This is a genomic window from Paenibacillus jepli (assembly GCF_047238105.1).
Taxonomy (GTDB): domain Bacteria; phylum Bacillota; class Bacilli; order Paenibacillales; family Paenibacillaceae; genus Paenibacillus_D.
In genome coordinates this window covers 2827871-2842606 of record NZ_JBDFMD010000001.1, presented here as the reverse complement: position 1 = coordinate 2842606, position 14736 = coordinate 2827871, and the positions used below count along the sequence as shown (strand labels likewise).

Sequence of the window (14736 nt, the reverse complement as noted above, 5' to 3'; positions counted from 1 at the left end):
CCACTACCGCAGCAGGTAGTGGATTTTTGCTATACTATTTGATAGCACATGTTGGAAGAAAAGGAGTGAACCCATTGCCAACCTACAACAAACTAGTACGCGACAAGATCCCACAGATCATCGAAGCGACCGGGAAGACTAGCCGCACGCGGATCTTAAGCGACGACGAATATCTCCAAGAACTCCAAACAAAGCTCCGTGAAGAAACCAACGAATACCTGGCAGCAGACAACGCCGGAGAATCGTTGGAGGAACTCGCCGACATTCTAGAGGTTATACGCTCATTGGCGGAGGTGCACGGCTCCAACTGGGAACAACTTGAGTATATTCGCCAGCAAAAAGCGGAAGCGCGCGGGGGGTTCAAGGACAAGGTGTATCTGATCGATGTCGACGAATCGTAAGGTTAAGCTGATCACGGAGAACCTGGCGGATGAGCTGATCGCGGGGATGCAGCAGGCGTCGGGGATCTATATCATGACGTCGTTCGTCATGCATTCCGGGGTCCGGCTGCTGGCCCCGCATCTGAAGCGGGCGCTGGATAACGGGGCCGAGGTCCGGATGCTTGCCGGGGACTACCTATTCATCACCCAGCCCGAAGGGCTGCGCTCTCTGATCGCGATCGATGAACGGCTGGAGGCCCGGCTTTGGCGGAGTGCGGGGGTGTCGTTTCATCCCAAGGCATACCTGTTCGACTATGATAACGGGGAGGGGCTCTTCATCGTGGGCTCCTCCAATTTCTCGTTGTCCGCGATGCGTATGGGTGTGGAGTGGAACCTTGCGATGAACGCTGAGGCTGAGCCCTACACGTTTCAGGTGGCTATCGAGAAGTTCATGAAGAACTTTTATCATGACTCTACCCTGCCTCTCAATGCCGATACTATCGCCTTGTACGAGGACGAATACGAGCAGCACCACGAGCGGAATCCTGAACTGCTCCGGCAAATCACGGACATGGAGGAAGCCGAGTACCAGGTGTTCGACGATGGGCCGGCAGATGGCGCTGCGCCGCAAGAAGCCAAGACGACGCTGCAGCCGCGGCCTGCTCAACAGGCAGCGCTGGAAGAGCTGGAGCGTACGCTGGACGAGGAGTATACGAGAGCGATGGTCGTCATGGCCACGGGACTCGGCAAGACCTATCTGGCTGGATTTTTCGGTCAACGCTTCAAACGCATCCTGTTCATCGCCCACCGGGAAGAGATCCTGCACCAGGCACAGCGCTCGTTCCAGCATGTGATGCCGGAGCGGTCATGCGGGATCTACAATGGTCAGCAGAAGGAAGGGGAAGCGGACAATGTCTTTGCCTCCATCTATACGCTGGGCAGGAAAAGACATCGCGAGGCTTTTGCGCCGGACAGCTTCGACTTGATCGTCGTAGACGAGTTCCATCACGCCGCCGCGGCGTCGTACCAATCGGTCATGGACTACTTCCGCCCCCAGTTCCTGCTCGGCATCACAGCGACGCCGGACAGGATGGATGGCAAGGATGTGTATGCGATCTGTGACGGCAATGTCGCGTATCAGATCCGATTTATCGACGCGATCCGGCGCGGCTGGCTGTCGCCGTTTCAGTATTACGGCATATTCGATGAGACGGACTACACGCAGATCCGGTGGATGGGGACAAGGTATGACGATGAGCAGCTCGCCGCTGTCCAACTGAGAGAGAGTCAGGCGGAGCAGATCTTCAGAGCGTGGGAGCGACATAAGCAGACGCGGACGATCGGATTCTGTTCGTCGATCCGGCAGGCGAATTTCTTAGCTTCGTATTTTGAGGAACAGGGCGTCCGTTCGTTAAGCTTGCATTCCGGGACGGTGGGCATCACCAGACAGGAGGCGATCCGGCAGCTGGCCGAGGGCGAGCTGGAAGTCATCTTCACGGTGGATCTGTTTAATGAAGGGGTGGACATCCCGAGTGTGGACACGCTGCTGTTCGTACGGCCTACCGAATCGCTGACGGTGTTCACGCAGCAGATCGGCCGCGGCCTAAGGCTGGCAGACAGCAAGACACACTGCGTCATCATCGACCTCATCGGCAACTACCGCAATGCGGACAACAAGCTCAGTCTGCTATCGGAGAGTAAGGAGGGCGGCAAGAAGGCCGCAATCCTCCCATCCGTGCCGGCAGGCTGCAGCATCGACCTGGATACGCGGGTCGTCGATCTGCTCCAAGAGCTGAGCCGCAAGCGGATGCCGCGCCGGGAGCAGCTGATCCACTCGTTTATGGAATTGAAGCGCGAGCTGGGCCGGATGCCGTCGTACCTCGAGCTTCACCTGCATGGGCAATCGGAGAGCCATGCCTACCGCAGCGAGTTCGGCTCTTATCCGGGGCTTCTCTATGCTGCTGATTGCTTAAATCCGGCTGAGGTGGAGTTGTTCCAGAAATATGAGCCGTGGCTCCGGGACGTCGAGAGTACGCGGATGAACAAAAGCTACAAGATGATCGTCCTTCTCTATATGCTGGAGCGGGGATCGCAGGGTTGGACAGACCCAGTCACACCTCAGGATGTGGCGCCGTTCTTCCATCATTATCTGACGGACAAGGAATACCGCAAACGGATCGACTTCTCGGACCAGGAGCATCGGAAGCTATGGGACTATCAGGAGAAGGGCGTCAGCGGGCTGGTCGCCAAGATGCCGATGACGATGTGGGGCTCGGCCAAAGGCAGCATGACCGCATTCGAGGACGGCATGTTCTCGCTCCGGATCGCTCCAGAGGCAGAGGAGATGGAACGGCTGCATGCATGGACGCTGGAGATCTGCTTGTACCGTCTCCATGTTCATTTCGAGCGACGCGGCGAACGATGAATAAGGCTTGATATATTCGTAACCAACAGCGTCCAGCCCAAGCCGGTTGCTGTTGGTTTTCCTGCACCATCCTTCTTAGCCCCGCCCCATCAAAGCTTCCTCGCATAATAAATCCACAGCACATAGAACACAACCAACATAAACAGCAGGCAGCCCATCAAGGCGAAGAACACTGTGGCGCTGAAAAAGCCGGAGACGATCGTGGCAATGCCGATGCCGCCGAAGCTGATGGCGATCGTGAGCGTGCTGGCATTGCGGATGATGAGGCCGGCCCGGGTGCGCATCGTTGCCCTGTACGTATTCCTCGTCAGTTCTCCAATGCACTGAAGTCAAATACCTCTATTTGCTTTGCAATTGATCTCAATTTATAAGCGCACTAAAGGAATATAAAACCTCACGTCGAAATTAAGAGATGCACGAGGAAAATGTAGCCAGTATCCCATTCATCTACTATTATCATCATCCGTTGTCGGCACAGAAAGGTGAATACATATGAGATATAAAGTGACGATCATTTTCTGTTTGACGATATTCATCGTGAATGGATTGCATATGCTCTTGGTTCATGAAGCCACGGTTTTAAGGATGCTAATACTTCTGCTCAACCTATGCTTGGCTTGGTTTCTTGGGAGGATGATCGATCATTATATTCTTGTGAAGAAGGAATTGGGGACGACCAAGGTTCATCTCATCCAATATTCCTACGGGCTTGATTCGACCATGGACGGCATAGGGATAACGAATGAAGCGGGATTGTTCGAATACGTAAATCATTCCCATGTCAAGATGTATGGATATACGCAAAGTGAACTGTTGGATGCTCACTGGAGCACTTGTTATTCCGAGCCGACCATTGATCATCTGACAAGCGTTGCTGTCCCTGCGCTTAGAAGAGACGGCTATTGGCGGGGAGAGGCGGAAGGTGTCCGAAAAGACGGGACAACATTCAGCCAAGAGCTGGTGCTGTCCCAGATCAGAGGAAGCAAGAAGGTGTTTTGTGTTGTCCGGGACATCACGGAACAAAAACAGTCGGAAGACAAAATAAAGCGTCTGGCACTCACCAATGAAGTCACGAGCCTTCCTAATCGCCGGAGTCTAAAGCATAAGATGGCAGAGCTGATGATCGGGAAAGTCCCCTTTTTTGTGCTGTTTATCGATGTCGACCGTTTCAAAAATGTAAACGATTCCTTTGGTCATGAGGTGGGCGATCTGCTGCTTGTGCAGGTTGCCGAACGTTTAGCTGCTGTTGCACATGATACGTTGACGGTATTTCATCTGGGCGGGGACGAATTCATCGCATTGCTGCAAATGGAACGATCCGAGGTACATCAGATGGCTGCTGCTCTACTCGAGAAGATGGGCACACCATTTTATGTCTCGGAGATCGAGATCAATATTACCATCAGTATAGGGATCAGTGGTTATCCGGATGATCATGAGGAGCTGGAAGGACTGATCAGCCTGGCTGATACAGCGATGTACGAGGTCAAAATGTCGGGGAAAAATGATTATAAATGGATCAACGACGAGATGAAGGCGGCCTTGGAAAGGAAAGCATACGTAGAGGTTGAACTGAAAAAAGCGGTGCGCCATGGACAGCTTGCGCTTCACTATCAGCCTATCCTGAATCTTGAGAGCAGCCAAGCAGTGGCGGTTGAGGCGTTGCTGCGGTGGAACCATCCGAAGCTGGGCCCGGTCTCCCCGGCGGAGTTCATACCGATCGCTGAAGAAACGGGGATCATCACAACTATAGGCAGATGGGTAATTAAGGAGGCAATAAATCAAGCTGGTGTATGGCGTGAGGCAGGTTCCCCCCTGGGAGTGTCGATTAATGTGTCCCAACGTCAGCTTAGCCATGACAAGGGTCTTGTCGCCTTTATCAACCACAGGTTAGAAGAGTGCCGGATCGATCCGGATCAAGTCATGCTTGAAATCACAGAAAGCGTCATGGAGAATTATGAGAAAATCATACCTGTCTTGAACGAGCTCAAGCAGCTTGGAATTAAACTGGCGCTTGACGATTTTGGCACAGGCTTCTCATCCTTATCCTTTGTGAAGCGCTTGCCGATCGATGCCTTGAAGATTGATCAATCCTTCATCCGGGAGATGACGGAAAGTCCAACGGACATCGCTATTATCCGATCGATCATTGAGATCGCGAACAACATAGATCTGACGATTGTTGCAGAAGGCATAGAGACAACAGAACAAGTGAATCTCCTTAAAGGGATGCAGTGTTTAAAGGGGCAGGGGTATCTGTTTAGCAAGCCGCTTCCTCCGAAGGCATTGGAAGATTGGATGGCCGACAAAGCTTGATGATCTGCTTTCTCGTACCCTGATCGCCTTTGCGGGCATCCGGGGGACCGAGCTATCGCTGTTCATGATTACTTAACATTGAAGATGTTTTAAATTTACATTGCATTGCTATAGTACTTCTTAGATCTATAATTTACTAGGGAAAGAAGGCAATGCAATGAAGGGCATCGTATTTCGCAAGCTCGTACTACTCTTATCCACGATCACATTGCTGGGCGGAGGGCTGTTCACAGGGTTTGGCCCCAAGCCTGTGGTTTATGCGGCCGGTGAAGCTGCGCCGTACTTGATGATTGAAGATTTTGAAGCGGGCATCTCCCATGTGAACTTTAATCCTAAACGGATGTATGACGCTACGCTTCACTTGGAAGATAACAAGGCGTATGTAAGAAATGGACAATACTCGGCTCGGATCGATTACGATATGATCGGCATTGTCGATAACCCCTCCCAGATTGAAGTGGGATATCAGGCGGGACGAATCCCGGTTACAGGCTACCCTATTAAAGTAGGCATGTGGGTGTATGGGAACAATGAAGGACATCTGCTAACGACAAAATTTAGAGATCACAGCGGATCTTCTTTTCAAGCCGAATTTTACGATGAAACCCAGCAGGGGATCGACTGGCAAGGCTGGAAATATATCGAGGCCGATGTTCCGCAGGGAAAACCGGTCCCGATTGTCCTGGAATTGTTCTTTCAACTGAAACAATCGGATATGAGCAAGAAAAATAAGGGTTCGCTATGGGTAGATGACATTATCTTTATCTATGAGGAAATGGACGAGGATAGAGAAGTGCCCGCCATTACACCCATTGCTCCAGTGGAAAATGAAGTGTTAAGCGCTCCGCTGGAACAACTGCAGATTGAACTGTCAGATATGGGATCGGGCCTGGATATGAGTACCTTGTCTGTTCTTTTGGACGGCACGGATATTACGGATCAAGCGAGTTACTCGCCGGATACTCATCTCCTCACCTATCCCGGACGATATGTGGATGGCGGTTACCATGAGCTCACTATCACAGTGAGAGATAACAACGGCAACCCGGCAGGAAAAACGTACGCATTCATCATCGATGCAGGCGAGCGTTTGTTCATGACTGCTGAAGAGGAAGCCGTAAGCAATGAAATCTACGCTGTTCGAGTGGGGATCCAAGATTACGCTAGTGCAGATGAGGCTTCATTTACCTTGCACTATGATCCCGATACTCTGCAAGTTGAAAGCTTGACTGAGGCGGCGGGCGTTGCTGCGACTTCCGTTGTTGATAATGAGAATGGGAGTGTTCAGGTAGTACTTGACGGCGTGTCAGCGGTAGCCCATGAGGTTGCGGTGAACTTTAGAGTGAATCCTCATGCTGTATTAGCGCGCGGTGAAGCGTACAAGACCATAACCATGAGCGATACGAGCCTCTCGGCAAATGAAGTGCAGCTTAGCTCGCCATTAGCTGCTCCTATCCACTATACCATCGGATTTCCCTATCGTCTGACGATGACGGGAGTCGGTTTGGGTACGCCTTCGACATTTACTGTATGGGATCATGAGGGCAGACCTTTTGCAGGGGCGGATATTGTGTTCACGGGGGGATTGAAGCAACAGTCGGTCATTACAGTTACCGCTGCGGCGACGAATGTATATCCGGATAAGAATACATCTTCTCCTGTATTGGCGGTTGCCACAGCGGGTGATCGTTATTATGCATCAGCGGAAGCGAAGGATGGATTATTCGAGGTCATCCTTGCAGATGGCCGCACGACAGGCTATATCTCGGAAGCCGATGTTAATCGTCAGCTGCTGAGTGACAGCCTGGGCAAGACAGATCCCAACGGGCAGTTAACGACACACTTGGCTACTTTGGCCCTTGGCACCTATCAAGTTCAAGCCGTCTACGGGGATCAGAACAGTAAGGTTGTCCATTATGAAGTCGTAGAGCAATACGGTACAGAGATGCCTGCCCATATTCAGACTTATGTGACCGAAGATATGTCTTCTCAACTCAGTGTGGCCTGGCATACCAAATCAGATCAAGCCGTTACGGCGATGGAGTACATTGAAGCAAGCGAGTGGGGAACAGAAGAAAGCCCGAATACTGCGAATGTAAAACAGCAGCAAGCGGACAGTGAGCTTCAAGTGCTCAGCATGAAGGAAAAAGGCACCCGTGGCGAGATCCGGTTCCATAAGGCGTTGATCCGGGGCTTGAAGGCGGGCACGACTTATAAATATCGTGTAGGCTATGGGGACCATTGGTCAGAGTGGCATGACTATGCAACACTGGCTCAGGACAGCTCAACACCGACCTCCTTCTTATTTGTTACGGATTCTCATACGACTGAATTACAAGGATTGCAAACCTATCAAGAGCTGATGACCAACGCTCTGACACACTACCCATCGACCCAGTTTATTATGCATGGCGGAGATATGGTGGATACGGGCGGTGCATTCGAAGAATGGCTGCAGTTCTGGCAAGCTTCTTCGATCTATGCCACATCCCTCCCATCTGCGCTCGCCTTGGGTAATCATGATGTGAAGAGCGAAGGGAAAGACGTATTCACCAAGGGCGCGAACTTCCCGATGAACGGACCAGAATCGCAACTGCAATATGCTTATTCTTTTGATGTGAAGGATACGCATTTTGTCGTATTGAACTCCGAAGGTACACGGGAGCAAATGATAGAACAAGCCGCCTGGTTGCAACAAGACCTGGATCAAAGCGAGGCAAAGTGGACAGTCGCTATGTTCCATCGTCCCGCCTACCATACAGAAAAAGGCCGGGGACACATTGTGGAGTATACGCAAACGTATTTTGCCCCCATCCTGGAAGAGAAGAGCGTGGATCTGGTTCTAGTCGGCCATGATCATGTGTATGCGCGCACCTACCCGATGCAAGAGGGCAAACCCAATAAAGCTACAAATGAGGGTACGGTATACCTAAACGGTGGATCCTCGGGCTGGAAATTCTATGATGGGGACCATTATCCGTATCTGAGTTATCTGTTTGATGAGAATATCCCTGTATACTCTGCGATCGAAATTACGGAGAACAAGATTCATATTGAAGCGCGTACGATAACTGGTGACATGATCGATGAGTTTTCTATCGTGAAACCGACAAAAAATGAGCCAACACCAACGCCGAATCCAACGCCAAATCCATTACCGGTCCCAACACCAGAACCGGAGCCGGAGCCAACCCCGGACCCGGAAGCAACACCGGGACCAACACCGGAGCCGACACCGACACCAGCCCCGGGGCCGACGCCTGCGAAGCCTGTCTTCAACGAGAAGGTGGATGCCAACGTGGTGAAGGGGATCATGCAAAAAGAGACATCTGCTCCCGGAATAAGCTTTACGGATGTTCTTGCCTCTTCGTGGAGTGCTTCCGTAGTAGAACGTGCAGCTAAGATGGGTATTGTGACAGGGTACAGCGACGGTACCTACCGCCCTAAAGAAAAGGTAAACCGTGCTGAGTTTGCCGCGATGCTGACCAGAGCGTTTGGTCTGACGAATCCAAGCGGCTCTTCCTTCTCTGACACGCAAGGGCATTGGGCTTCCGGAGCGATAGGCGCATTAAGGGCCAATGGGGTAGTCACGGGATATGAGGACGGCTCCTTCCGTCCGTACCAAGAGATCACCCGCGCGGAGATGGTTGCCATGCTTGCTCGACTGACGAACTATGTGCCTGGCACATCTGATCTGTTCTCGGATACCGTTACGAGCTGGGCTTCTGAGCAGATCCATGCTTTTGCAGCTGCTGGTATCGTAAACGGCATGGGCAACGGCTTGTTCAAACCGAATGATGCTGCCTCTCGCGCTGAGGCAGTGACGATGATTATTCGCTTGATGGATACCGTGCTTGCGCAATAAGTAGGATTGTTCATAGCAAGGAAGTCGAATTGTGGTTTGCATCGCCGCAGTTTGCTTCCACCATGCAGATCCACAACCGCCAAGGTTGTGGATTTTGCGTGCAGCTCTTCCTACTCAATAACTAAGTTGCACTATTTTGCAAGGCGCTCATTGCCCGAAACGACGGCCTTATCCTCACCTCTGTGATGCTCAGGCCGACATAGAGGCCCATGGCCTTCACAATTGCTCAAAACGGTCAATATTGATCCATGATCAAATCTGACCAGAACAATCAATAGCCATGATTTACGGAGAAGTTGGCGATGGATTACAATGCAGACACATCCTTGCCAGTGTACACACATCTACATTCGGACGACTACCCTGCAGAGAAGTGAGGTGAGCGGAAAATAGAAAGCGCTTCATCGTAAAATGAAAGCGTTTAAAAAATGTAGGGTTACCGGAGAATGAGCATGCAGCGGCTGGACTGGCAACTCTTGGGTTCTAATCATGGCTATGAGGAGTGAAATGAATGAAGAGAAGATTAAAGAAGTACATATCGGTACTTCTCACCGTCTCCATGGCATGGATGCTGGTGCCGCTGGCGGCGTGGGGAGAGGAAGTCGGCGGTACTACGCCTGTCGCTCTGACCCCGGTCGGCGATCTCTTGGACTTCGAGGATGGCGAGCTGACGGGGACGGTTAGCGGCGCTCCGGCCACTGCAGGCCCCGGCTCGATCGCGGTAGCGGCATTCGATTCCAACGTGCTGCGTGTACATCCGCCATCGGAAGGACAAGCCAGCTATTGGTGGACGCTTCCGCTGGATAGCGGCGACTATGACCTCGCCGGACAAGACCAGGTGGAGGTGTCGTTCGACTGGTGGGTGGACATCACCCGTCCGGGCGCCAACTCGCTGGATGTCCGTCTGAACGACGGTGCGGATCAAGTCCTGACGCTTCGGACGGCCGGCGGCGGGACGGGGGCCGACGCACCGGCGACAATCTCCTATTACAGCGGCAATATGACTGCCGCCAATGCGCCGGCTGTCGGCTCCGCCACGACCGCGTTAACCGGGGTGCCGCGCCTGACCCGGCTGTCGGCGACGATCAGCGTGGATCTGCTGATGCAAGAAGCCTCCATCAGCCTGACTGATGGCCATGCCCTCAGCTATCAGTCGCCGCAGCCCATCGCCCTGGGCTCCGATCAGCTGACCAGCCTGAGCATCGGCGCGAGCCGGGCCAGCGGGCAGAACTGGGCCAGGTTCAACGCGGTCCCCGATGTGATTTGGGATGAGAGCGCCTACGGGATGCGCGTGGACAATATCCTCATCCAGGCTGCCGACTCCGGCGGCGTGAAGCCGATCATCTCCCCGAGCGACATCACGATCTCTCCGGCCTCCGCAGCTCTGGAATATGGCGCAGGCTCGCTTGCCGAGCGGCATTCCGCTGCCTTCAGCGCGGTAGTGATGCCTGTCAATGCAGCTGACCGGACGTTCACTTGGTCGATCGCTGATGACAGCATCGCGACGATAGAGGTGAACCCGGATCACAGCGTGACGGTAACAGGGGTTGGCGCAGGTCAGACCGAGCTGTTGGCGGTATCCAATATGGACGATACGATTGTGGACAGCGTGCCGATCGAGGTGTCCTACGTCCCGGCCGCGACGGAGCCGATGCCGGATTTCTCCGCCCTGCTGGCGGAAGGATACACGCAGCAGTTCGGGAGCAACTTTGCCGGTGACGCTGCCGCCCCGCTCTGGATATTCGCCGGCGGCACATACCATTCGCTTGCCAGAGAAGATGCGCCGCAGACCAATCACTATTTCCGGTTCGACGCCTCCGGCTCAGGCAATCGCGGCGGCCAGGGGCATCTGCCGGAGCCGGTGTTCGGCAGCAAGGTCTACGTTCATTTCGACTGGAAGGTGCCGGCGGTGACCACCCAGCAAAATACGTTTAACCTCAGCTTCCAGGACGGTGCCCAGGTGCTGCTCAGTTTGCGGACGGGCACTTACAACGGCCAAAGGACGATTGGCGCGTTTGCAGGCCCGTTGCCGGGACCGACGGGGCCTGAACCGGACCATTTCTGGAACACGGAGCGGTACCATGCGTTTACGTACAACCAAGTGAATACCTGGTACACGGTAGGCGTTGCATTGGACTTCGACACGATGACAGCCACAGTATCCCTTGTGCCGAGAGATCAGGCCGGGGCGGAGCCGTCGGTGCTGACGATCCCATTTGCAGGGAGCCAGATCAGCTCCTTCGTGCTCACCGGCGAGCGCGCGGGCGGCAATAACATCAACGTGGAAGACAACGGCATCGACAACCTGTATTTCTTCACGCAGCCGCTGGCGCCAGACACGATCACGGAGGTGCTGCCCTATGACTTCTTGCCGGAGCGACCGGCTGCGGCGGACAGCAACACGTGGCAGAGCTGGATGAAGATCGTATATATCGGGGATGTTGCCGATGAAGCAGGACTGGGCCTGCCGGAGACGATCGACGTGAAGGTGGCAGGCGGCAGTACGGAGACGGTAGGCATCACCTGGGAGTTGACCGAGACCCCGTGGTCCCGGCCAGCACTGGCGGGTCTATGACCCGGACAAGCAAGGCGTATTTTCCTACCAAGGAACCATCGTGAGCACGCCTGGCGTAGCCGTCAACCGGATGGCCGTCGAAGCGAAGCTGTATATCGAGAACCGCCACAAGACGCCGGTCACCTCCGAGCCCTACTCGATGGAGTGGCTGGACAGAGGCGTCGTGGCGATTCCGGAGAACAGCGGCCAGGGCATCCTGGTCACCTGGCGTCTGCTCGCTTCCGAATACCGTCAGGGGTTAACCTTCGACGTATACCGGAATGGCGAGAAGGTCAACGCTGCGCCGATCGCCAAGCTTAACTATATCGACGCAGACGGGGAGGCGGGAGACAGCTACGTGGTAGAGACGGTAAGCACCGGCGCCCGGAGCAAGCCGGCAGAGGCATGGGCGCACAATTATGTGGACATCCCGCTGCAGCGGCCGGCCGATCGTCCGAACCCGGCGCTTGCTTATGGCGCGACTGCGAGTGCGGAGCCGATCACTTATACCGCGAACGACATGTCTGTAGCGGATGTAGACGGGGACGGCCAGTATGAGATCCTCGTCAAATGGTACCCGTCGCAGGCACAGGACCCGGGCCTGACGAACCGGCATACCGGCGAGACGATCTTCGATCTGTATACGCTGGAAGGCGAGCTGCTCTGGCGGATCAATCTGGGGATCAATATCGTCTCCAGTGCGCATCACAGTGCGTTCAACTTCTATGATCTGGACCAGAACGGCAAGGCCGAATTCGCGGTGAAGACGGCCGACGGAACGAGAGGGTACCTGCCGAGGGCCGACGGCACCATCGATGACCTGACCGATGAGCCGGCTTGGGTACTCGGCAACCGCGATGCGGTCTGGGTAGGCGGTCTGCAGAACCCGGCCAATGGCAACCAGATCAACAATACGGCGCTGGGCCGCGTGGCGTCCGGCCCGGAGACCTTCACGGTCTTTGACGGAGCCACAGGCGAGCCGCTGGATACGGTCCCGTACTTTGCACCGTACAACATCACCCCCAACTGGGGCGACAACAACAATAACCGCAGCGACCGCTTCAACGGCGCGGTAGCCTATATGCCGAAGCATGGCGTACCCGGCGCCGAGCCGTATCCGACAGTGATCGAGGTGCGCGGTCACTATGGTCCGCATTTTGTAGCGGCTTATCAGTGGCTCGACGGTGAGATCGAGGAAGTGTGGACATTTGCACTGGCGGACTGGAATGCCGGCAGCAACCAGGGCAATCATAACCTGAAGGTGGCCGATGTGGATCATGATGGCTACAGCGAGGTGGTGCTGGGCCCGATCACACTGGACCAGGACGGGACGATCGTGTGGAGCGGCAACGGCACCCGGGGGACGATCGCTGCGGGCCACGGCGACGCGCTGCATGTAGGGGCGATGGTGCCGGGCAGCGATGAGATCTATGTGTTCCAGCCGCATGAATATGGACCGCCGAACAATGTTACCCTCGTCCGCGGTTCCACAGGCGAGCCTGTGTGGACGTACTCGGCCAATGTCGGCGATGTCGGTCGCGGCGTAGCGGCCAATGTCACGCCGCTGCCAGGCTTCGAGATGTGGGCCATCCAGACGCCGATGTACAATATGGTGAGCGGCGAGATGATCACTGCCGATGTTGGCGGCATCGGCCAGGCGAACAAGGCGCCGGTCAACTTCATCCTGTATTGGGATGGGGATCTGCTGAGCGAGTTCTTCGACGGGCCGGATAATTACAACTCCACCGAGGCGCCATCCATCACGAAGTTCCAATATGATGTCGTGACCGGCGAGAGCGAACTGGAGACGCTGCAGACCTTGACCGGGACGTACTCCAATAACGGGACCAAGGCCAACCCGGGGCTGATCGCAGACATCTTCGGCGATTGGCGGGATGAGGTGCTGGTCCGCACCAGCGACAACAATGCCTTGCGGATCTATACGACGGATATCTCGACAGCGCATGTCATCTACACGCTGATGCATGATCCGACGTATCGTATGGCAGTGAATCTGCAGAACTCGATGTACAACCAGCCGGCGCACCCGGGCTTCTACCTGGGCGAAGACATCCGCGAGGACGTCCAGGCGATGCAGCTGCCTGTGCCGAATCTGTACTACACCGGGAACAGTACGCTCTCGGCAGCTACGGCAACGTACTACACGAATGCCCCGGCTGACATAACGGTGACGGCGATCTTGAACGGCAACACGCTCACTGGCATCAGGAAAGATAATGCAGCACTCGCTGACACAGATTATAGCGTTGGTGAGGCAACGGCGAACGGCCGGCAGACGATCACCATCAAGAGCAGTTACCTGGCGACCCTGGCCGATGGCGACGTCTTAACCTTCATGTTCAGCGCAGGCGAGCCTGCAGAGCTGAAGGTGACGGTGACGACGCGGGCGGCGAATCCGCCGATCTATTATCCGCCGCCGGTGACGCCGACGGATCCGGCAACACCGGAGGACCCGGACGATGTGCCGACGGATGAGGAGACGGGGACAGATCCGGGAGCGGGGGGAGAGACGCCAGCTCCAGCGAAGCCGGTACTGAAAGGTGCGATCACAGATGCGGAGCAGCTGAGGGCGGCGATCCTGCAAGCGCTGCAAGCGAATCAACCGGTCCGCTTCCCTGACGTTCCGGCGACGCACTGGGCAGCCCAAGCCATCGGCTACGCCTCGCAGCTCGGCATTGTCGTGGGGATGCCAGGTGGCGAGTTCAAAGGCTCGCATCCGGTCACGCGGGCTGAGTTCGCAGCGATGATCGTGCGTACGGTGGGCATGGACACGACAGGGGAGACGGGATCCTTCTCCGACACGGCTGGGCACTGGGCGAATGCCGAGATCGGCGCTTTGTCCCGTGCAGGTGTCGTGAATGGTACAGGCGACGGCGCATTCAGTCCGAATCAGGAGATTACCCGCGCCGAGATGACCGCTATTCTGACGCGGCTCTTGGATAGCAGCCCGGCGGACCAAGCGTCCACATTCTCCGATATTAGCGGCCACTGGGCTGCATCGTATATCGCCCAGCTTAGTCAGGCCGGCATCGTGAACGGGGTGGGCAGCGATAGGTTCGCTCCCAATGATACCGCTACGCGGGCACAGTCGGTGACGCTCATTACGCGGATGCTGAACCTTGTCCTTGATCTTGGATTGGACTTGTAAGACGCTTTATTTGTAGCAAACAGCCTC

General features: G+C 55.1%; 7 protein-coding genes. 6 read left to right on the top strand and 1 reads right to left on the bottom strand.

Annotation, left to right across the window (positions count from 1 at the left end):
* Positions 1–74 precede the first annotated feature (74 nt).
* Positions 75–401, top strand: coding sequence for a hypothetical protein (locus ABC336_RS12585; protein WP_413238975.1), 327 nt, complete (start codon positions 75–77; stop codon positions 399–401).
* Entirely contained in the window at positions 385–2805 is a 2421-nt protein-coding gene (locus ABC336_RS12580; RefSeq protein WP_413238974.1) for a DEAD/DEAH box helicase family protein, read from the top strand. The genes ABC336_RS12585 and ABC336_RS12580 overlap by 17 nt, the downstream gene beginning before the upstream one ends.
* A gap of 89 nt (positions 2806–2894) precedes the next feature.
* Here ABC336_RS12580 and ABC336_RS12575 read toward each other — a convergent pair whose 3' ends face one another.
* Positions 2895–3089: a hypothetical protein gene (locus ABC336_RS12575; protein ID WP_413238973.1), complete on the bottom strand. Its 195-nt coding sequence runs from the start codon at positions 3087–3089 to the stop codon at positions 2895–2897.
* Positions 3090–3438: 349 nt separating this feature from the next.
* Between ABC336_RS12575 and ABC336_RS12570 the strand changes: the two genes are divergently transcribed.
* The 4 genes from ABC336_RS12570 (at position 3439) to ABC336_RS12555 (ending at position 14709) form a co-directional block, all read left to right on the top strand.
* Positions 3439–5121 (top strand): sensor domain-containing protein, encoded by a 1683-nt coding sequence (locus ABC336_RS12570; protein ID WP_413238972.1) that lies wholly within the window; start codon positions 3439–3441, stop codon positions 5119–5121.
* 157 nt (positions 5122–5278) lie between these two features.
* A complete protein-coding gene (locus tag ABC336_RS12565) occupies positions 5279–8986 on the top strand; it encodes an S-layer homology domain-containing protein (protein ID WP_413238971.1) in 3708 nt (1235 codons plus the stop codon).
* Positions 8987–9497: 511 nt separating this feature from the next.
* Positions 9498–11561, top strand: coding sequence for an Ig-like domain-containing protein (locus ABC336_RS12560; RefSeq protein ID WP_413238970.1), 2064 nt, complete (start codon positions 9498–9500; stop codon positions 11559–11561).
* 40 nt (positions 11562–11601) lie between these two features.
* Positions 11602–14709, top strand: a complete 3108-nt coding sequence (locus ABC336_RS12555) for a rhamnogalacturonan lyase family protein (RefSeq protein ID WP_413238969.1) — start codon at positions 11602–11604, stop codon at positions 14707–14709.
* Positions 14710–14736 lie beyond the last annotated feature (27 nt).

Coding starts and splice junctions, on each gene's coding strand:
- ABC336_RS12565 (WP_413238971.1), top strand. CDS start 5,279: ATGAAGGGCATCGTATTTCGCAAGCTCGTACTACTCTTATCCACGATC.
- ABC336_RS12560 (WP_413238970.1), top strand. CDS start 9,498: ATGAAGAGAAGATTAAAGAAGTACATATCGGTACTTCTCACCGTCTCC.
- ABC336_RS12580 (WP_413238974.1), top strand. CDS start 385: ATGTCGACGAATCGTAAGGTTAAGCTGATCACGGAGAACCTGGCGGAT.
- ABC336_RS12575 (WP_413238973.1), bottom strand. CDS start 3,089: ATGCGCACCCGGGCCGGCCTCATCATCCGCAATGCCAGCACGCTCACG.
- ABC336_RS12570 (WP_413238972.1), top strand. CDS start 3,439: ATGATCGATCATTATATTCTTGTGAAGAAGGAATTGGGGACGACCAAG.